Origin of the sequence: Rhodococcus sp. WS3, from assembly GCF_003797085.1 — a bacterium.
GTDB classification, from domain to species: domain Bacteria; phylum Actinomycetota; class Actinomycetes; order Mycobacteriales; family Mycobacteriaceae; genus Rhodococcus_F; species Rhodococcus_F globerula.
The window spans coordinates 156,588-175,949 of record NZ_RKMA01000003.1; the positions used below are offsets into that span (position 1 = coordinate 156,588).

Here is a 19,362-nt window from a genome sequence, read left to right on the forward strand (position 1 = left end):
CGGGTAGGCGCCGCTACGCCGGCTCTCTCATCACTCCGATATGGCGCACCGTCCCGGACAGACCCGGAAGCTCTTGCGCGTCAGACCACGTGCTCAACCCATCCGTGCTGTCGGAATAGAGATACTTCCCCTCGGTATAGGCGTCGAGATAGAGCCGCCAGGTGCCGTCCGGCAACTGAGCCAAGGCTGGGCCCTCCACCAAGGTGCCCCAATTTCCCGGCGGGACAAAGGAATAGGGTCCCGTCGCCGACGGCGCGACCGCATGCTCGATGACCTTCTTCGTCTCGTTCTTGGTGAACGCATGATAGGTCGATCCCACCTTGACCACGGTGGTGTCGATGTGGTCCGCACCGATCCCGGCGAGCGGAACAGGCAGGCTCCACAACCGCAGCGACGGTTCCAGTGCCGTCATCAGATACGGCACAAATCCTCCACCGGTCGACATAGACACGATGACGTTGACGCGGCCGCCGTCGACGAACCACTCGGGCGCCCAGGCTTTGGTGACGAACGGTGACAACGACGGGCCGTCGCTGAAGCCGGCCGACCCCGAGAAACCCGGCGGGCTCGCTGAACCCGTGCCGTCCCCGGTGCCTGGCATGAAGGCACAGCAGAACGGGAGTGAATAGTTCGCCAGAGGTGTCCAGGTGATGCGGTCGCTACTGCGCGCGAAGCCGATACTCGTTCCGCCCGTTGTGTAGGTGAGGTAATACATTCCGTCTGTATTCCGGAAGATGCTCGGATCACGTACCAGCCCGGACGGGGGCCGATACGCCGACGGTTTGACGAGTTGGAATCCAGTGCCGTCCGCGGACTCGAATACATCCATGTCGCGATCGCTGGCATTGCTGAACGCCACCATTGTGTATCGCCAGGCGGGCGGTTCGGCGCCGCTGGCCGGGGCTGCGACGAGCAATCCCGCGACAACAAGCATCACCATCGATACAGCAGAAAGGACGGTCCGTTTTGTCGGATTCACCGGTGAAGTATCTACGACAACAGGCGAACCATGCGCAACTTTGACCGCAGGTGTCGCTGGATCGTTACCGACGATGGCGAGGACGCCGTTATAGGTACCTGGATAGGTAGTTCAGCGGATGTCTCCAGCCGTCCCCCGCCCGCATTCTGAATCGGTACTTATTCAGGCGATGAAAGGTGACTTCAGGTGATGACCTTGGCGGATCAGCTGGACAACTGTGAATACCTACTGGCTGACGCGGAACTCACCGGCAACGGTGATGCAGTCCGGAGGTTCAGAGAACATCGCCTCAGGTTGGTCGAACAGCTGTCCCGGCTGAGGGCCTCGGGTCGTCGCGTGTAGGAATCAGACGCGCACTTCGGATTTTCCTGAACCGAGAATCTCTGGGTGGCCACCGCTCCGAGTTGGTCCCGGCGTCCCCGCGGGGACGTCTCCGTCAAGGCCCACACCGAATCACCGCTGATCAGCAGTCGATGGGATGATGACCTGCGTGTCCATGTCCCCACCACTGCCCGTCAAGAACGGAGTTGGCCCGACGCGCCTACGCATCCCACCGTCCGGGCCGTGGGCGACGATCGCCGAGTACGTCGTGGCGAAGTTCGACCATCTGGACGCCGAAAACCTGTATCGGCGGTTCGACGACGGCGAGTTCGTGGGTATCGACGGCCACCCGATCTGCCGGAGCACCGAGCTCAGCGCGCACCGGTTCGTCTGGTATTACCGCGAGTTACCGGCGGAGGACCCGGTGCCGTTCCACGAGGAGATCCTGCACGTCGACGACGACCTCGTCGTGATCGACAAACCACATTTTCTCCCGACCACCCCCAGTGGGCGCTACCTGCGCGAGTCCGCGCTTGTCCGACTGCGGGTCCGCCTCGACAACCCAGATCTGACCCCGATCCATCGACTCGACCGCGGCACCGCAGGGGTGGTGATGTTCTCGGCCCGCCCCGCGACACGCGGCGCATACCAGTCACTGTTCGAGAAGCGGCAGGTCACGAAGGTCTACGAGGCGGTGTCGGCGCGACCGCCCCGGTGGGTCCAGGGCGCACCGGGGCTCAGCGAATCCAACGGTCCCCTCGTCTACCGCAACCACATCGAAGCTCGGCGCGGCGAGTTGCGGGTCCTCGTCGACGACAGCCGTGAACCTAACTCCGAGACCATGATCGAGGCGCGAGGGACGGGCGTGAGCGCCTCCGGACGTACTGTGCTGCACACGGTTCTACGTCCGCAATCCGGACGGATGCATCAGTTGCGGGTGCATTTGGCGGCTCTCGGCGCCGGGATCCTGGGCGACCGGCGATACCCCGACCTGTTGCCCGACGCCCCGGACGATCATTCCCTCCCACTCCAATTGCTCGCGCGGGAACTCGAATTCAACGATCCGTTGTCGGGGAAAGCGCGTCGGTTTGTCACACGTCGGACGCTCAGCGAAATTCCAGCAGGGTGAGGACCAGACGCCGCAGGGCGATTATGCATACGCGCGGCTGATAACCCACGCGAGCGCATAATCGCCCTGCGACAGTACAGAGGATTTAGACGTTGAAGCGGAACTCCACCACATCACCGTCGGCCATGATGTAGTCCTTACCCTCCATGCGTACCTTGCCGGCAGCCTTGGCTGCGGCCATGGAACCGGCCTCGACGAGGTCGTCGAAGGACACGATTTCAGCCTTGATGAAGCCTCGCTCGAAGTCGGTGTGAATGACGCCGGCAGCCTGGGGCGCGGTATCGCCCTTGTGGATGGTCCAGGCGCGCGCTTCCTTCGGACCGGCCGTCAGGTAGGTCTGCAGCCCGAGGGTGTGGAAGCCGGTGCGTGCGAGAGCGTGCAGGCCGGGCTCGGTCTGACCGATCGAGTCGAGCATTTCCTGGCGGTCTTCCTCGTCCAGCTCGAGGAGTTCCTGCTCGACCTTCGCGTCGAGGAACACGGCGTCGGCCGGAGCGACGGATGCGCGCAGTTCTTCGACCTTCGCTGCGTCAGTGAGCACAGACTCGTCGGCGTTGAAGACGTACAGGAAGGGCTTGGTGGTGAGCAGGCTCAGTTCACGCAGCAGCGAGAAGTCGAGCTTGTCCTTGACGCTGAAGAGCGTCGTGCCCTCGTTGAGGAAGGCCTGAGCCTTGAGTGCCTCGTCGTGGGCAGGCTTGAGCTCCTTGTTCTTGCGAGCTTCCTTGTCCAGACGCGGGAGAGCCTTCTCGAGCGTCTGCATGTCTGCGATCACGAGCTCGGTCTCGATGACCTCGATATCGGAGGCCGGGTCGACCTTGCCGTCGACGTGGATGACGTCGTCGTCGGCGAAGACGCGCACTACCTGGCAGATTGCGTCAGCTTCACGAATGTTGGCGAGGAACTTGTTTCCAAGGCCTGCGCCCTCGGAGGCGCCCTTCACGATTCCGGCGATGTCGACGAACGACACGGTCGCGGGAAGGATGCGCTCGGAGCCGAAGATCTCGGCGAGCTTCTGCAGCCGCGGATCGGGCAGCTCGACCAGGCCGACGTTGGGTTCGATGGTCGCGAACGGGTAGTTCGCAGCCAACACGTCGTTGTTGGTCAGTGCATTGAAAAGGGTGGACTTGCCGACGTTGGGCAGTCCGACGATTCCGAGGGTAAGGCTCACGGTCTGTGGATTCTACGGCCTCGCGGCGACGCGACGGGTACTCGCCCCACCGTCACGTCGCCGCAGGTGATCAGTTGTAGTTGTAGTTGTCGACGGACGCCACGACCGCGACCAGGAAGATGACGTAGAACGCGATCAGCAGAATCCATCCGATGACGGCAATCAAGAGCGCGATCTGGCCGAGCTTCTTCACCCGCTCTGACGCGTACTGCGCGCCCTGGTGATCGCCCATCGCCCACTTCGGGTAGATATCGTGCAGATGATTGAACGCGGCAAACGCGACGGGCCAGAAGAAGATGATCGCGGCGACGGCCCAACCTGCATTCGATTTCGGCGGACCGTATTGAGGCTGCGCGTAGGACTGCGGGGCGGCGTACTGCTGCGGCGTGCCGTACTGCTGACCTGACGGATACTGCTCGGTCGGGTACTGCTGATACTGCTGGCCGGCGTTGCCCGATTGGTCGTAACTCGGTGTCTCGCCGTAAGTCGGTTTAGGTTCCTGCGGTTCGGTCATCGTTCCCCCAAAAATTCGGTTTAAGTTCCTCTACTGCAGAACCTAACGGAAGCAGGCGTTGCCGTGTCGTAGTGAGCGCCTACGCTCGCGGTGTGACCCGGATGCTGATCGTGCTCGCCATATGGATAGTTGGCCTCGGAGCCGCGACGCTTGCGAGCGTCGTCGTCCCGGGGTGGTGGGTGATCGCTGTCGTCGCGCTCGCTCTGGCAGTGGTGGGCACGTACGACCTGAGTCAACGGCGGCACAGCATTCTGCGCAACTATCCCGTCATCGGACACGCCCGCTTTCTGCTCGAAAAGATTCGACCGGAGATTCAGCAGTACTTCGTCGAATCATCCACCGATGGAACGCCATTCGATCGCGAGACACGCGATCTGGTCTACGAACGCGCCAAAGGCACTCTGGCCGAGGAACCGTTCGGGACCGAGCGCGACGTCAATGCAATCGGCTACGAGTTCATGACACATTCGATCCGGGCCCGCAAGGCCCCCGACACTATTCCGCGAGTGCGTCTCGGCGGACGCGATTGCACCAAACCGTACGACATCGCTCTTCTGAACGTCTCCGCGATGAGCTTCGGGTCGTTGTCCGCCAACGCAATCGAGGCACTCAACGCCGGCGCCGCGAAGGGCGGATTTGCCCACGACACCGGCGAAGGAGCCATCAGTCCGTATCACCGCAAACACGGCGGCGATCTGATCTGGGAAATCGCGTCGGGATACTTCGGATGCCGAACCGCTGACGGGCAATTTGATCCGGACCGCTTTGCCGAGCGTGCGGCTCTTGACCAGGTGAAGGCCATCTCGATCAAGCTCTCGCAGGGCGCCAAGCCCGGATTGGGTGGGGTACTTCCCGGAGTCAAGGTCACCCCCGAAATCGCCGACACCCGAGGCGTTCCCGTCGGCCAGACCGTCATATCGCCGCCTGCGCACACCACATTCAGTACCCCTGTCGAACTGGTCGACTTCGTTCACACTCTGCGGACATTGTCCGGCGGCAAGCCGGTCGGACTGAAACTCTGTGTGGGCTCGCGTCGTGAGTTCCTCGGCATCTGCAAGGCGATGATCGAGCGCGGCGTCACGCCCGACTTCATCATCGTCGACGGTTCCGAGGGCGGAACCGGAGCAGGTCCGGTCGAGTTCGAGGACCACATGGGTATGCCGCTGACCGAGGGATTGATGTTGGTCCACAATGCGTTGGTGGGGACGGGATTACGGGGTCTCGTGAAGGTCGGCGCGTCCGGCAAGGTTGCCAGCGGCTCCGACATCGTCAAACGCATCATTCAGGGAGCCGATTTCACGATGGCCGCCCGCGCCATGATGTTTGCCGTTGGCTGTATTCAGGCCCAGATGTGCCACACCAACCGCTGTCCCGTCGGCGTTGCGACTCAAGACCCGGCCCGCACCCGCGCCCTCGACATCCCCGACAAGAGCGAACGCGTGTATCGATTCCAGAAGGCAACCGTCGCAAGCGCGCAACAGATGATCGCGTCGATGGGTATCGACTCCTTCGATCAGTTGGAACCGGCGATGCTCAACCGCCGGATCGACGGCCTCACAACCCGGACGTATGCCGATCTCTTCGACTGGCTCATGCCTGGCGAACTCCTCGACTCCCCGCCACAAAGCTGGCTCACCGACTGGATCGACGCCGACGCCCATCGATTCTGAAATACCGGCCAGGTGCCGCGCGGATTCACTCTTCTAGTCCTACAGTGACAGATGGCCCGCTGTGACGGCGGCCACATCTGAACTAGTGGACGGAGTTCGACGATGAGCCTGACGACGGCGCCGGAACCGAATGTCGAGTACCTGAAAACAGACCCTGACCTGCCACCCGTCGGCGTGGTGGACCGCACCCCCATCTCACCGACTGCGCGCTTCGTGTTCCTGGTCATCGGACTGGTAGGCGGCCTCGCCTGGTACATGATCGCGATAGTGCGAAACGAACACATCAGCGCCGTCTGGTTCGTGTTGGCCGCAATCTGCACCTACCTGATCGCCTATCGGTTCTACGCGCGGTTGATCGAACGCAAAATCGTCAAACCACGCGACGACGTCGCCACCCCTGCCGAAATCATGGAAAACGGCGCGGACTACATGCCGACGGATCGACGGGTTCTCTTCGGTCACCACTTCGCAGCCATCGCGGGCGCCGGCCCACTGGTCGGTCCGGTCCTGGCCGCGCAAATGGGTTATCTGCCAGGCACTCTGTGGATCATCATCGGAGTCGTCTTTGCCGGTGCCGTACAGGATTTCCTGGTTCTGTGGATCTCGTCCAAACGACGCGGCCGCAGCCTCGGTCAGATGGCTCGTGAAGAACTCGGCCTCGTCGGCGGCGTCGCGGCACTGATCGGCGTTTTTGTCATCATGATCATCCTCATCGCCGTTCTCGGACTTGTGGTTGTCAACGCGCTCGCCGAAAGTCCCTGGGGCGTCTTCTCTATCGCGATGACCATCCCCATCGCACTGTTCATGGGCGTCTACCTGCGTTACCTTCGCCCCGGCAAGGTCTCCGAGGTGTCGCTGATCGGCGTGGTCCTGCTGCTGCTGGCCATCGTCTCCGGCGGCTGGGTCGCCGATACCGGTTGGGGCGCAGACTGGTTCACGCTGTCCAAGGTCACCATCGCGTGGCTGATGATCGCGTACGGATTTGCCGCCTCTGTCCTGCCCGTGTGGCTTCTCCTCGCACCCCGCGACTACCTGTCGACGTTCATGAAGGTCGGCACAATTGCCCTGCTGGCCATCGGAATTCTGGTTGCGCGACCAGCACTGAACATGCCTGCCGTTACGCCATTCGCTTCCAACGGAGAGGGCCCTGCCTTTGCCGGCGCGCTGTTCCCGTTCCTGTTCATCACCATCGCCTGCGGCGCACTCTCGGGGTTCCACGCACTGATCGCGTCGGGAACCACACCGAAGCTGCTGGAGAAGGAAAGCCAGACCAGGATGATCGGCTACGGCGGCATGCTGACCGAATCGTTTGTCGCCATCATGGCCCTGGTTACCGCCTGCATCCTCGATCAGCACCTGTACTTCGCGCTCAACGCTCCCGCCGCACTGACCGGCGGAACACCGGAAACCGCAGCAGAATACGTCAACAACCTGCCCCTCGGAATCGCTCCCATCTCCCCCGACGTCCTGTCTCAGGCAGCTGAGGCCGTCGGAGAGGAATCGATCATCTCGAGAACGGGCGGCGCTCCGACGCTGGCGTTCGGCATGTCCGAAGTCCTCAGCGACGTGTTCGGTGGTGACTCACTGAAATCGTTCTGGTATCACTTCGCGATCATGTTCGAGGCGCTCTTCATTCTCACGACCATCGACGCCGGCACCCGAGTTGCGCGGTTCATGCTCTCGGACTCACTGGGTAACTTCGGCGGTCCCGCAAAGAAGTTCAAGGATCCGTCGTGGCGCATCGGTGCATGGCTCTGCTCGCTGATCGTTGTTGCGGCTTGGGGCGCAATCCTGCTGATGGGCGTCACCGATCCACTCGGCGGCATCAACACGCTCTTCCCCCTGTTCGGAATCGCCAATCAGCTACTCGCAGCCATCGCACTGACAGTGGTCATGACGATCGTGATGAAAAAGGGACTGTTCAAGTGGGCCTGGATCCCCGGAGTTCCGTTGGTGTGGGACTTGATCGTCACCATGACGGCGTCGTGGCAGAAGATCTTCTCCGACAATCCGGCAATCGGATACTGGGCTCAGCACAACGTGTTCAAGGACGCAAAAGCCGCCGGCGAGACGTCGCACGGCTCCGCGAAGACTCCCGAAGCAATCGACGCCGTCATTCGCAACACGTTCATTCAGGGCACGTTGTCGATCATCTTCGCGTCACTCGTCATCGTCGTGGTGATTGCCGGAATCATCGTGTGCATCAAGGCAATCAGGGCCGGTGGACTACCCACAACCGAATCCCCCGAGGAACCGTCGAAGATCTTCGGTCCCGCGAGCTTCATCCCGACACCGGCAGAAAAGGAAGTTCAGAAGGAATGGGACGAGCTCATCAAGGCGGGTAAGGTTCGCGCACCCGGCGCCGCACATGCGGGTGGGCACTGATCATGACTGCACACGTCGCAACAACCCTGCGCGGCATCCTGTGGTGGATCCGTTCGGTGATGGGCGATCTGGACTACGCCCGGTACGTCGAACACACACGGCGGAACCACACCGATGCGCCGGTTCTGAGCGAGCGTGAGTTCTGGCGTCGACGTCACGCAGCAGCGGACAGCAATCCTGGTGCCCGCTGCTGCTGACTGACGATCAGGGGCAGGCTGCCTTGGCCAGAGAGTAAATGTGGTCGGCCTGCTCCTGAGTCGGAACAGTTCCGTTGTTTTCCGCCAGAGTGATGATCTCTGCCTTCACTTCTGCCTCGTCGGTGCCCTTGGCGACTTCGTCACACGTTGTCGTCAGGATCTTCTCGATGTCCGCGTCATCACGATCAGCCGCCAACGGCGCGTACGCACCGCGGAACGTTGCCACGAACAGGGCAGATTTTCCCTGATCGATGGCATTGCCCGCTGACTCTTTTGCAGTCTCGAAAGCCTGCTGCCCACTGGTGATCGCGCTGTTGACCTTGTCCTGTGCATCGTTCGTCTGTTCCTCGCTGCACGCGGTGAGACCCAGAACGACGATTGTTGCTGCCACAACTGCTGCTGCAATTCTCATAACGGAAATGGTAGCCGCGCACCGACGCCGCCAGATACCGATCAACCGTTAGCGTCGCGCGTACTGCACCAAACCGGACAGCGTTACGATCAGGCAAGCGAAACCACGTCAATTACATCGGCGGGGAGAACCCCACGCCGACCGAAAGGACGATCAGTGAGCGAGCAAGGCAACGAGGTAGCTGGGCCGACTCCCGTGCGTACACGCGACCGCGGCGAGATCATCGGACAGGGCGGCCTGTGGCTCGCCAAATGGTCGTTGGTGCTGGCATCCATTTCGATCGGCGCGTTGATTTTCGGCTGGCTCGTCGAAAAGCTGTGGGTAATCGTGCTGCCCGTGGCTCTGGCGATCGTCCTTGCGACTGTCATGTGGCCGCCAACTCGCGAAATGGTCAAACGCGGATTACCGCCGGCAGCCGCTGCCGGCATCACCCTGCTGCTGTCGATCGGAGTGCTCGCAGGTGTGATCGCCGGGATCATCCCGTCAGTAGTCGGGCAGGCCCCTGAACTCGCGAACAAGACAACCGAGGGCATCAACCAAGTTCAGGACTGGCTCCAAGGACCGCCGCTGAACTTGCAAGACGATCAGATCGACAACGCCATCCATTCAGTTGTCGCCAAGGTCCAGGAAAGTGGAACCGCTATCGCCTCAGGCGTTTTCAGTGGCGTGAGTACCGCTGGTTCCCTTCTCGTCACCCTGGGCCTCGTTCTGGTCCTGTCGTTCTTCTTCATCAAGGACGGCCCGCGATTCATCCCGTGGCTCCACGCGGTGGGCGGCGGAAAGGCCGGACGGCACCTCGAAGAAGTTCTGACGCGCATGTGGGACACCCTTGGTGGATTCATCCGCACCCAGGCTCTGGTGAGTCTGATCGACGCAGTGTTCATCGGCGCCGGACTGTTGATCCTCGGCGTCCCTCTGGCACCCGTGCTCGCGATTCTCACCTTCATCGGTGGCTTCATTCCGATTGTGGGCGCATTTGTTGCCGGCGCCCTTGCGGTGCTGGTTGCGTTGGTAGCCAACGGCCTGACCACGGCGATCATCGTGTTGATCATCATCCTGCTGGTGCAGCAAATCGAAGGAAACGTCCTTCAGCCTGTCCTCCAAAGCAAGTCGATGAAGCTCCATGCCGTTATCGTGCTTCTCGCCGTCGCGGCGGGTAGCTCCCTCTACGGAATCATCGGCGCATTCCTCGCAGTCCCCGTGGCCGCTGTCGCCGCCGTCGTCATCCGCTACATCGGCGAGCAGATCGACGAACGCGCAACCGACAACGAACCTATGCCGAAGGGCGACGCGGCCGACCTGGTCGAGCAGTCCGAGAACGGTGCAAACACCGCCGGAGACCAGAAGGCCTGATCAGCCGGCAATCAGTTCTACCGAGGAGCCTGCACGTCCCCGAATGACGTGCAGGCGACTCGGGATTCGCTGCCGCATTTCGTCGACGTGACTGACTATCCCGACAACACGTCCACCGTCGCGAAGTTCGTCCAGCACACCCATCACCGAGTCGAGTGTGTCTGCATCGAGCGTCCCGAATCCCTCGTCGATGAACATGGTGTCCAGCACAACGCCACCGGACTCAGCCGCGACAACATCGGCAAGCCCCAATGCCAAAGACAGTGACGCCAAGAAGGACTCACCGCCCGACAGCGTTTTTGCCGACCGCACGACGCCCGTGAAATCGTCACGGATATCAAGCCCGAGCCCACCGCGGCGACCACGGGATCCGGCTTCGTCACTGTGAACGAATTCGTATCGTCCACCGGACATTCGACGCAGGCGAACCGACGCGGACAATGCAACCTCCTCGAGTCGCGACGCCAACACATACGACCGCAATGACATCTTGCGGTTGTTCTGCCCCTTGCCCGCGATCACGTCTGCCAGCGCCGCCAACTCGTCGTGACGCGCTCGCTGGGGTGCGATTGCCTCGTAGGCATTCTCGAGTTGGCCGTTGAGCCGCTCGAGGTTCGAAACTCGACTCTCGGCCAACGACGCCGCTGCCACAGCCTCGTTGACCGCCGCCGCGCATTCACGCGAAACCAGCGCGGGTCCATCCACATCCACGGTCGCAATATCGGCCGTTGCAGCAACATCCGGATCGTCGAGAACTGAACGCGCAGTGACCCTGCGATCACGTGCCCGGGTAACCTCAGCCTCTATAGCCGCGATGCGTGCCGGCGTCCGAACAGCTGCCAGCGCGGCCGGAGCCGACTCGAAACCAGCGGAGCGTGCCGCATCCACCAGTTTTGCCGACAACTCGACAGCTCGAGCTCGAGCTCGAGCCGCGTCGTCACGGGCCTCCGAAGCCGTCATAGCTGCAGTTGCCCAGGTCTCGAACCGGGCCCGCCTGGCCGAGATGCTCGAATCCTCGCCCGCTGCAGAGACAATCGCGGCGCGAATCTCCTGCGCGCGCAGCGTCAGAGCAGAGATACGCTCGATGACTGTGGCCGCTTCCGTGGCCAACGCTGCGGACTCCTGCTCGAGTGTGTTGTCGCGGCCGCTGAGTTCCGCTGCCTTTGCAGCCAAATCGGCTGCCCGACGCGCCATGGATGTTGCACTCTCGAGCGCCGCTTGTGCCCGCTCTCGCACTGCCTCGAGTTCCGTGACATCACCATCGCCGCCGCGGGCGATCAAACGCTCGATCTCCAACGCCAGAGCGCTCTCCTGCTCGAGAACGACCGTCAAAGCACCTTCTGCGGCGCGTTCGAGAACTGCGGCTTTCTCCACGTCCACCTCGGTCACGGTGTCGGTTCCGGGCTGCGCCAGTGCGGGATGCTCCGGAGAACCACACACCTGGCACGCGTCACCCGGTTTCAGTGAACCGGCCAGTTCCGCCGCCATTCCCTCGATACGCGTTTGCACGCGATCAAGCCAGCGACCGCGCGCCGCTTGATGGGCGTCCCGCGCATCAAGCACTGTGGCGCGCATTGCCTCGGCCCTTGCCCGCACACCAACGATGTCGCGCGCAGCCGAAGCACTGTCTGCCGCCGCTGCATAGGCAGCTCGAAGGCCCGGCAACGACGCTTCGCAGCGCTGCGCATCGGCGAGTTCCGATGCGGCAGAGCTCAATTGTTCCGGCAGCTGCGCGCGCTGGCGGGCGATATCCTCGGTGCGGGCGATCATCTTGGTGTGCCGCGCCGACAATGTGCCGATCTCCGACTCTGCCGCATCCGCGATCCGCGCCTGCTCGGCCACCGAATCCAGTCGCACGATCTCGTCTCGCCAGTCTCGGACCTGGGCCAAGACCTCGCCGCGCTCACCGTCTCGCGCCGGCCACCCTCCCCCACCGAAGATGTCGGGACCGCCGTGCTCGGAGTAGAGCGTCACCGCCTTCTCAGCCTGGGCGAGTGCCGACGCCATTGCCCGTTGCGCCGAATCCGAATCCTGAGAGATTACCGAAACCGGTTGCGCCCGTGTGGCTGTAGCCAACTCGTCTGCAATGACCGCCAGGTCTGCCGACCCCTCGTCCAGTGCAATGATCTCTGCGCGCGCACGGTCTCGACGGCGCACCAAATCCGCAGTACGCTCGGCAACCCCGAGAATTCGGTTTGCCTCCGCTGCAGCAGCTTTGGACTTCTCGAGTACTCCGTTTGCCAGATCGCGGCCGTCTTGCGCCTCCGCGAGCAACTTGCGCGACCATTCGAGCGGATGCGCTTCCGCTCCCACTTCCAAACCCGCCGCAGTCTCGACGCGCGCAAGTAAGACCTGCACGGCCTGCTCTTTGTCGGCGAGAGCACTGGCACTGGCTTTCTTCTTCTCGTCGAACCACGCCTCGACCGACACAAATTTCTTGGTGTCGAACAGTCGCTCGAGCAGCTTGCCGCGCTCCTCGTTCTCGGCTCGAAGGAATTTGGCGAACTCCCCTTGCGGGAGCAGAACAACCTGGAAGAACTGATCGGCACTCATTCCCATCAGTCGGTTGATCTCGTCGCCGATATCCGGAATTCGCGAGAGGTTCTCGCCGCGGCCGTCGAGCCACGTCAGTGTCGCCTTGGCATTCTCGACGATCGAACCGGATCCACGTTTTTTCGGACGCGAAAACTCAGGACTACGAACAAGTTTGAGGCGTCGACCGCTGATGGTCACTTCGAGCGTCACTTGCGGTACGGACCCGACCGGAGCATGATCGGACAGCAACCGCTTGCCCTCGTTTCGAGCACCGGGCACGCGGCCGTACAACGCAAAGGCCACGGCGTCGAGGACAGTGGTTTTGCCCGCGCCGGTATCACCGTGCAACAGGAAAAGTCCGTCGGCCCCCAGCCTGTCGAAATCGACCGTGACGGTGTCAGCGAACGGGCCGAAGGCCCTGACCTCGAGCGTATGAAGTCTCACGCGCTCACGCCCAGTTCAGCTGTGGCTTCGTCGGCTCGATCAGCCGAACCGAGTGCAGCTTCCATCAGAGAGATTTCGCCCTCGGTAGGCTCGCTGCGGACCGCGGAAACAAACCCCCGGGCGATTTCGATATCGTCTCGACCACGCACTGCGTCGCGGTATTTGAGTTCCGAATTACCTTCTGGCCGCTGCCATTCGAGATGGACGGCAAACGGGAACCTCGTGTGCAACGCGCGCATCGCATCGATCGGGCGAACCTGATCGGTAAGCAGCGCCGAGACGTAACAATCCTCGGCATCGTCGTAATCCGACGAGCTCAGCAACACCTCGAGGGTGCCCGTCAACTGTCGCAATCCCCGAACAATCGGAAGATCGAGACGCGACGTCGAGACGAGGCCGCTGCCGTCGAGTTCAACCAACAACGCCGCTTTCCTATGGCTGCGCTCACCGAACGAGTACGGCAACGGCGAACCTGAATACCAGACCCGCTCCGACAACATCTGCGGCGAATGGAGATGCCCCAACGCGACGTAATCGACACCGTCGAACTCCGCTGCCGACACCGTCTCGACGCCACCCACAGAAATGGAACGCTCCTCACCCGTCGCCTCGCCGCCGACTACAAAGGCATGTGCCAAAAGCACCGACCGGGTTTTCGGGTCGCTCTCTTGCCGACCCGTCAGGTCTGCCCGCACCCGGGCCATAGCGGCCCCGAGAACGTCCGAGTGGCTACGCGCACGGGGCACATCCAACTCGACTCTCGTAATCTCCGGTTCGAGATACGGAATTCCGTAGAACACCACGGGGCCGAACTCGTCCTCGACCACAACCGGTGAATCGACCTGACCAACTCGAGTGATCAGATGCAGCCCGCCGGCCGCGGCAAACGACGCACCGGCACCCAAGCGCACGGCCGAATCATGATTGCCGGACGTGGCGACGATGATCGCCCCGGCATCACGAATGGCCTCGAACCCTCGATTGCACACCGTGACCGCGTCGGAACTGGGAATGGAGCGATCGTAGATATCCCCCGGAACAACCACGACGTCCACGCCGTGCTCACGGACCAGAGCCGCAATGGTGTTCAACACACTCGCCTGATCGGCCAACAAGTCCACACCATGGAAAGTGCGACCTATGTGCCAATCAGACGTGTGCAGGATCTTCATTCCAGTGACGGTAGAGGACCCCACCGACAGATAAACCCGAAGCCACGACCGGCACAAACACTGCTCACACCGAGAAAGCGGCTAATGTCAATGTGTGTCTGCAACCCAACGTGCTCGCTCCGGGGTACCGCTGGACAAACGATCTCTGGTCGTCACAGTCCCCGGCCTGCCCTGGTGGGGAGTCATTCTGCTCGCTGCCGGAGTCACTTCGATCGGTGTCCTGATCGATGCATCCGGCGGTGGCGGCGAGCTGACCTCCGTCTTCTCGACGTTCTACTTCCTCGGTTGCCTGTTCGCCGTGGTTGCCGCCGCAAACAAGTCACTGTTCACGGCGATGGCGCAGCCCCCGCTCCTGCTTCTGGTCGCGGTACCGGTTGCTCAGACCCTGATCGGCAAGGAAAACAGCACTTCACTCCGCGACATTGCCATCAACATCGCATACCCGCTGGTAGACCGCTTCCCCGTCATGCTGGCTACCAGCATCGTGGTCCTGATTATCGGCTGCCTGCGTTACTTCCTGCTGCAGCAGCGTCCGACGGGTCCGGTTCGATCCACCCGAACCCGGCGCGACACGCCGCCGGCCAAGAGCTCACGTAGTACGGGCGACGATTCTGCGCAACGTCGTCGCCGTCGGCCGGAACCGAGCCGACCGGATGCCGCAGAGGCAACGGACCTGATCCCGCCGCAACCCCGGCGACGCGAGGCCGATCGCCCGGCGTACAGCGAACGTCCCGTCTACAACGAGCGGCCGTCGTACCGCCCGGCTGCCGCGCCTGATCGCACACCACCGCGTCGTAGCTCCGCTCCCGTCGACCACGATCGCTACCAACCAGACCACGATCGCTACCAACCGCCGCGACGCAACCAGCCGGTCAGCGAGCGGAGCGACTCCCCTTCGTACGAGCGCCGCGAGTACCCGTCGTACGGAGAGCGTCGTACAACTGAAGCCGGTCGACCCTCCGAAGAACGCATGGAACCGTTCTTTGCCTCCGGTGGGGCCGACGACGTGCCGCTCCCCCCGCGTCGGCGCCCAGCGGGCGCGGACCTGCCGGCCTACCCGGCTCCGCGCGTGCGTTACCGCGACCGCGACGAAACGCCGACCTGACGCACTTGTACCAAACGAAAAACCCCGAACCTGTGTGTGCTGGTTCGGGGTTTTTCGTAGCGACTACTAGGTGCGAGCTGCTCGCAGCTCGCGCGGTAGCGCAAACACCAGCGTCTCGTTGGCTGTGGTCACCGACTGCACATCCTTGAAACCATGATCTGCCAGCAGGTCGATCACTCCGCGAACCAGCACCTCCGGGACGGAAGCGCCGGACGTGATTCCGACCGTCTCGACGCCCTCGAGCCAGCTCAGATCAACTTCACGGGCATAGTCGACCAGGTACGACGCCCGGGCGCCCGCACCGAGTGCGACCTCGACCAACCGAACCGAGTTCGAGGAGTTGCGCGAGCCGACCACGATCACCAGATCGCATTCGGGCGCCATGGCCTTGACCGCGACCTGACGGTTCTGCGTCGCGTAGCAGATGTCGTCGGACGGCGGATCCTGCAGATTCGGGAAGCGATCTCGCAGACGAGCGACAGTCTGCATCGTCTCGTCGACGCTCAACGTGGTCTGCGACAGCCAGATCACTTTGTTCTCGTCGCGGACAGTGACCGCATCCACAGAGTCGGGGCCGTCGACGATCGTGACGTGGTTGGGTGCCTCACCTGCGGTGCCTTCGACTTCCTCATGGCCTTCGTGGCCGATGAGCAGGATGTCGTAGTCGTCTCGTGCAAACCGCTTTGCTTCCTGGTGCACCTTGGTGACCAGTGGGCACGTCGCGTCGATGGTGCGCAGATTGCGTTCGGCAGCCGATTCGTGGACGGCCGGTGAGACGCCGTGCGCGGAGAAGACCAGAAGGGAACCCTCGGGAACCTCGTCGGTTTCGTCGACGAAGATCACTCCCTGATCTTCCAACGTCTCGACGACGTGACGGTTGTGAACAATTTCCTTGCGCACGTAGATGGGCGCGCCATGCTTTTCCAGCGCCTTTTCGACGGTCTCCACCGCCCGGTCGACGCCGGCGCAGTAGCCGCGTGGCTCAGCGAGAAGTACCCGCTTGCCTGTGCCCTTGCGAATGGACGCCGAATCCGCGGAGTGCGCGATACCGAGATTGAGAGGAACAGCCGAAGACATGGCACCAGCCTACTGGCAGCTTCCTTGTGCAACACTTCGGCGAAGGTCTACCTCCGCGCTAGCGCCGAGTCGGCTACCGATTGTCGGTGCTTTACGGCAAGCTGTTGGAATGATTCGACCCCCGTTCGTGGCACGTGTGGCTGCAGGACTCGCCGTCACCGCGTTGGAAGAAGCCAAGAAGCTTCCGGAAACCGCAGTCGCCCTGCCCATGACCGCCGTCAGTCAGATGCTCCAGACGAGCATGCGGCTACAGCAGTCCATCACGTCGCTCGCAATCAAGGGCGATCAGGCGTTTGCGCTGCTCAGCTGGTCCGGCGACGACGAGCAGCCGGAGTGGGCCGTTTTCGACGAGGACGTGAAGCCGTCGTCGCCGAAGACTCGGGAGAGCCCGACCAACGCCGGACGGTTCGCTCTCTACTCGGTCGATCCCACAGCTGATACCGCGCCCCAACCGGACGCGGAGGCTGATCTCGACAGTGATACCGATAACACTGCTGCGTCGGAACCGCCCATTGTTGCCGAACTGGACTACGCCAACCTCACGCTCGCGGAGCTGCGTGCCCGCATCAAGTCGTTGAGCGTCGAGAACCTGACGACGCTGCTCGACTACGAGAACGCAACTCGTTCGCGCGCGCCGTACGTCACCATGTTGACCAACCGCATCACCACAGCCAAGGCAAAGTGACTTCCGCCCAGCGTCCGCCCGCACAGCAACGCCCGACAGGTTCGGGTGCCAGCTCCCCCGAACAACCGTGGCCGGTTCGTACCGTCTCGGCCAAGGTCGCAGGATGGATCGACCGTCTCGGCAGCATTTGGGTCGAGGGCCAGATCACCCAGATCAATGCGCGCCCCGGCACCCGGACGGCGTTTCTGGTTCTTCGTGATCCGTCGGCCGACATGTCGTTGTCCGTGACGTGCTCACCGCAACTACTGCACAACTCTCCCGTCCCGTTGACGGAAGGTTCTCGGGTAGTGATGTTCGGAAAGCTCTCGTTCTACACCGGACGCGGCACCGTCTCGCTGCGCGTAACCGAGATCCGGGCCGTCGGCATCGGTGAACTGCTCGCGCGCATCGAACGACTACGCGCACTGCTTGCCGCCGAGGGGCTGTTCGATCCCCGGCTCAAGCGTCCGCTGCCGTTCCTGCCCGGGACAATCGGGCTGATCACCGGACGAGCCAGTGCTGCCGAGAAGGACGTCGTGTCCGTCGCCCATCGTCGCTGGCCCGCTGTCGCAATTGCTGTGCGCAACACCGCAGTTCAAGGTCCGACAGCCGTGCCTCAGATCATCGAGGCGTTGAAGGATCTCGACGCGAACCCCGAAGTCGATGTCATCATCCTCGCGCGCGGCGGCGGAAGCGTCGAAGATCTGCTTCCGTTCTCCGACGAAGCATTGTGCCGGGCCATCGTCGCCTGTACGACTCCTGTCGTCAGCGCAATCGGCCACGAACCCGACAGTCCGTTGAGCGACCACGTCGCCGACCTTCGCGCCGCCACCCCTACCGATGCTGCCAAGCGGGTAGTTCCCGACGCCGTTGCGGAAGCAGCGCTGGTCTCCGAACTCCGCGATCGCAGTGCCGCAGCGCTACGCAGCTGGGTCAAGCGCGAATCGCACCTCATCGAGCAACTGCGCACCCGCCCCGTGATGGCGTCGCCGCTACTGGCCATCGACCGTCGGGCCGAGGAAATCGAACGACTGCAAGCCGCAGGCCGACGCGATGTCACCAGGCTGATCGACTCCGAATCCCGAACCGTCGAGCACTTACGGGCACGCCTGACAACTCTTGGTCCGGCAGCCACACTGGCCCGGGGCTATGCCGTGGTGCAGCGCATCATCGCCGACGGAGATCCGGAAGTGCTGCGCTCGGTCGAGGATGCGCCGCCCGGCACGCAGATACGAGTTCGACTTGCAGACGGCGCTGTTCGCGCCGCAGTAATGGGAAGAGAAAAATGAGCAACGCCGAGAACAACCCCGCAGACGTCGACATCAGCGAACTCGGGTACGAAGCTGCCCGCGACGAACTGGTGGGCGTCGTGAAGATCCTCGAGCAGGGCGGTCTGGACCTCGATGCCTCGTTGGCTCTGTGGGAGCGTGGCGAAGCGCTCGCCAAGCGCTGTGAGGAGCACCTGGCGGGCGCTAGGGCTCGTGTGGAGACGGCACTGTCCGGGTCGGACGAGTAGAGGCTGTCCGGGTCGGACGAGTAGAGGCTGTCCGCGTCGGACGAGTAGCTAGGGGACGATCGGCTCGGCCTGGCCGGCGTTGCGCGCCAAGGTCGTGAAGTCCTCGGCCGGAGCGGCGCCGGTGATCAGGAGACGAACTCCGTCGACGTCGGTAACCCAGATCGATTCGACGCCCTCGCCGCCGAAGACGTTCCAGGTATGGCCGTCGATGTCCTCGACACCCGTCGCGAAACGCTGTCCGCCTGCTACGTAGGACACCAGGGGGAATTCTTCGGCATTGCTCTGCGTCAGCTGAATGTAGCTACCGTTGGTCGTGATGAATCCCACAGTGCTGGAATCGCCGCCGCCGTCGCCGGTGATCACTTTCCGACTACCCGAGTTCGGGGTCCAGCCCTCGGGAACTACAGGTTTGCGGATCGGGAAACCCAGTTCCTTGGCGTCGTAGTTCAGCGCTGCGTCGATGTCGACGCTCGGGATCGGTCCCTGAGTGGGGCCTCCCGGGCTGAACGTGCACTGGCTGGCGATGCCCGCGATGATGATGCAAAACAGCACCAGCGGTACGAGAGACCAGACCATGTCTTTGTTGTCTTCGAGAATGCGGGGTTTCTTCGATGCCACACTCCCAGTATCCAGGTACCGGCCGCTTGTAACGATTCCCGGTACCCCTAAGCGTGACAAATCACCACGCCCCTGACCCAGCAGCGCACACAGTGGCTCCCATCTG

17 protein-coding genes are annotated in these 19,362 nt (G+C 62.6%); 9 read left to right on the plus strand and 8 right to left on the minus strand.

The features are described from left to right. Positions 1–13 precede the first annotated feature (13 nt). Complete coding sequence (locus tag EEB13_RS21825) at positions 14–940, minus strand: glycoside hydrolase family 43 protein (protein WP_051730501.1); 927 nt, start codon at positions 938–940, stop codon at positions 14–16. Between the two features lie 517 nt (positions 941–1,457). On the opposite strand from EEB13_RS21825, the gene EEB13_RS21830 reads away from it, so the two are divergent. Beyond that, complete coding sequence (locus EEB13_RS21830; protein WP_033234487.1) at positions 1,458–2,429, plus strand: pseudouridine synthase; 972 nt, start codon at positions 1,458–1,460, stop codon at positions 2,427–2,429. Between the two features lie 85 nt (positions 2,430–2,514). Here the strand turns inward: EEB13_RS21830 and ychF are convergent, their stop codons facing one another. Together ychF and EEB13_RS21840 are read right to left on the minus strand one after the other, a co-directional pair. Beyond that, entirely contained in the window at positions 2,515–3,594 is a 1,080-nt protein-coding gene (gene ychF, locus EEB13_RS21835; RefSeq protein WP_033234488.1) for a redox-regulated ATPase YchF, read from the minus strand. Between the two features lie 70 nt (positions 3,595–3,664). Further along, positions 3,665–4,108 (minus strand): CD225/dispanin family protein, encoded by a 444-nt coding sequence (locus EEB13_RS21840; RefSeq protein ID WP_033234489.1) that lies wholly within the window; start codon positions 4,106–4,108, stop codon positions 3,665–3,667. A 92-nt stretch (positions 4,109–4,200) separates the two neighbouring features. Between EEB13_RS21840 and EEB13_RS21845 the strand changes: the two genes are divergently transcribed. From EEB13_RS21845 to EEB13_RS21855, 3 genes are all read left to right on the plus strand, one after another. Then, on the plus strand, positions 4,201–5,778 hold the full coding sequence (locus tag EEB13_RS21845) for an FMN-binding glutamate synthase family protein (protein ID WP_033234612.1): 1,578 nt from the start codon (positions 4,201–4,203) through the stop codon (positions 5,776–5,778). 102 nt (positions 5,779–5,880) lie between these two features. Next, entirely contained in the window at positions 5,881–8,163 is a 2,283-nt protein-coding gene (locus EEB13_RS21850) for a carbon starvation CstA family protein (RefSeq protein ID WP_033234490.1), read from the plus strand. 2 nt (positions 8,164–8,165) lie between these two features. Next, positions 8,166–8,360 carry a YbdD/YjiX family protein gene (locus EEB13_RS21855; RefSeq protein WP_141486266.1) on the plus strand — a complete coding sequence of 65 codons (195 nt, stop codon included), beginning with the start codon at positions 8,166–8,168 and terminating at the stop codon, positions 8,358–8,360. 7 nt (positions 8,361–8,367) lie between these two features. On the opposite strand, the gene EEB13_RS21860 is transcribed toward EEB13_RS21855, so the two are convergent. Beyond that, entirely contained in the window at positions 8,368–8,772 is a 405-nt protein-coding gene (locus EEB13_RS21860) for a hypothetical protein (protein WP_033234492.1), read from the minus strand. Between the two features lie 156 nt (positions 8,773–8,928). Between EEB13_RS21860 and EEB13_RS21865 the strand changes: the two genes are divergently transcribed. Then, the gene (locus EEB13_RS21865) at positions 8,929–10,125 is read left to right on the plus strand and encodes an AI-2E family transporter (protein ID WP_116102088.1); all 1,197 of its coding nucleotides are present in this window, start codon (positions 8,929–8,931) and stop codon (positions 10,123–10,125) included. Here the strand turns inward: EEB13_RS21865 and EEB13_RS21870 are convergent, their stop codons facing one another. Both EEB13_RS21870 and EEB13_RS21875 read right to left on the minus strand, forming a co-directional pair. Next, a complete protein-coding gene (locus tag EEB13_RS21870; protein WP_141486267.1) occupies positions 10,126–13,104 on the minus strand; it encodes an AAA family ATPase in 2,979 nt (992 codons plus the stop codon). It lies immediately after the preceding gene. Next, positions 13,101–14,276: an exonuclease SbcCD subunit D gene (locus EEB13_RS21875; RefSeq protein ID WP_141486268.1), complete on the minus strand. Its 1,176-nt coding sequence runs from the start codon at positions 14,274–14,276 to the stop codon at positions 13,101–13,103. The genes EEB13_RS21870 and EEB13_RS21875 overlap by 4 nt, the downstream gene beginning before the upstream one ends. A gap of 94 nt (positions 14,277–14,370) precedes the next feature. Between EEB13_RS21875 and EEB13_RS21880 the strand changes: the two genes are divergently transcribed. Further along, on the plus strand, positions 14,371–15,381 hold the full coding sequence (locus EEB13_RS21880) for a DUF6542 domain-containing protein (RefSeq protein ID WP_141486269.1): 1,011 nt from the start codon (positions 14,371–14,373) through the stop codon (positions 15,379–15,381). Between the two features lie 66 nt (positions 15,382–15,447). On the opposite strand, the gene EEB13_RS21885 is transcribed toward EEB13_RS21880, so the two are convergent. After that, entirely contained in the window at positions 15,448–16,458 is a 1,011-nt protein-coding gene (locus tag EEB13_RS21885; RefSeq protein ID WP_033234497.1) for a 4-hydroxy-3-methylbut-2-enyl diphosphate reductase, read from the minus strand. A 109-nt stretch (positions 16,459–16,567) separates the two neighbouring features. On the opposite strand from EEB13_RS21885, the gene EEB13_RS21890 reads away from it, so the two are divergent. From EEB13_RS21890 to EEB13_RS21900, 3 genes are read left to right on the plus strand one after another with little or no spacing between them, the layout of a single operon-like run. After that, on the plus strand, positions 16,568–17,143 hold the full coding sequence (locus tag EEB13_RS21890) for a lipid droplet-associated protein (protein WP_033234498.1): 576 nt from the start codon (positions 16,568–16,570) through the stop codon (positions 17,141–17,143). Then, positions 17,140–18,411: an exodeoxyribonuclease VII large subunit gene (xseA, locus tag EEB13_RS21895; RefSeq protein ID WP_045069395.1), complete on the plus strand. Its 1,272-nt coding sequence runs from the start codon at positions 17,140–17,142 to the stop codon at positions 18,409–18,411. The genes EEB13_RS21890 and xseA overlap by 4 nt, the downstream gene beginning before the upstream one ends. Then, complete coding sequence (locus EEB13_RS21900) at positions 18,408–18,638, plus strand: exodeoxyribonuclease VII small subunit (RefSeq protein ID WP_033234500.1); 231 nt, start codon at positions 18,408–18,410, stop codon at positions 18,636–18,638. Before xseA ends, EEB13_RS21900 begins: the two co-directional genes overlap by 4 nt. Positions 18,639–18,686: 48 nt before the next feature. Here the strand turns inward: EEB13_RS21900 and EEB13_RS21905 are convergent, their stop codons facing one another. Beyond that, on the minus strand, positions 18,687–19,256 hold the full coding sequence (locus EEB13_RS21905; protein WP_033234501.1) for a DUF4245 domain-containing protein: 570 nt from the start codon (positions 19,254–19,256) through the stop codon (positions 18,687–18,689). Between the last annotated feature and the right edge of the window lie 106 nt (positions 19,257–19,362).

Coding starts and splice junctions, on each gene's coding strand:
- EEB13_RS21825 (WP_051730501.1), bottom strand. CDS start 940: ATGGTGATGCTTGTTGTCGCGGGATTGCTCGTCGCAGCCCCGGCCAGC.
- EEB13_RS21830 (WP_033234487.1), top strand. CDS start 1,458: ATGATGACCTGCGTGTCCATGTCCCCACCACTGCCCGTCAAGAACGGA.
- EEB13_RS21840 (WP_033234489.1), bottom strand. CDS start 4,108: ATGACCGAACCGCAGGAACCTAAACCGACTTACGGCGAGACACCGAGT.
- EEB13_RS21850 (WP_033234490.1), top strand. CDS start 5,881: ATGAGCCTGACGACGGCGCCGGAACCGAATGTCGAGTACCTGAAAACA.
- EEB13_RS21855 (WP_141486266.1), top strand. CDS start 8,166: ATGACTGCACACGTCGCAACAACCCTGCGCGGCATCCTGTGGTGGATC.
- EEB13_RS21860 (WP_033234492.1), bottom strand. CDS start 8,772: ATGAGAATTGCAGCAGCAGTTGTGGCAGCAACAATCGTCGTTCTGGGT.
- EEB13_RS21875 (WP_141486268.1), bottom strand. CDS start 14,276: ATGAAGATCCTGCACACGTCTGATTGGCACATAGGTCGCACTTTCCAT.
- EEB13_RS21885 (WP_033234497.1), bottom strand. CDS start 16,458: ATGTCTTCGGCTGTTCCTCTCAATCTCGGTATCGCGCACTCCGCGGAT.
- EEB13_RS21890 (WP_033234498.1), top strand. CDS start 16,568: ATGATTCGACCCCCGTTCGTGGCACGTGTGGCTGCAGGACTCGCCGTC.
- EEB13_RS21900 (WP_033234500.1), top strand. CDS start 18,408: ATGAGCAACGCCGAGAACAACCCCGCAGACGTCGACATCAGCGAACTC.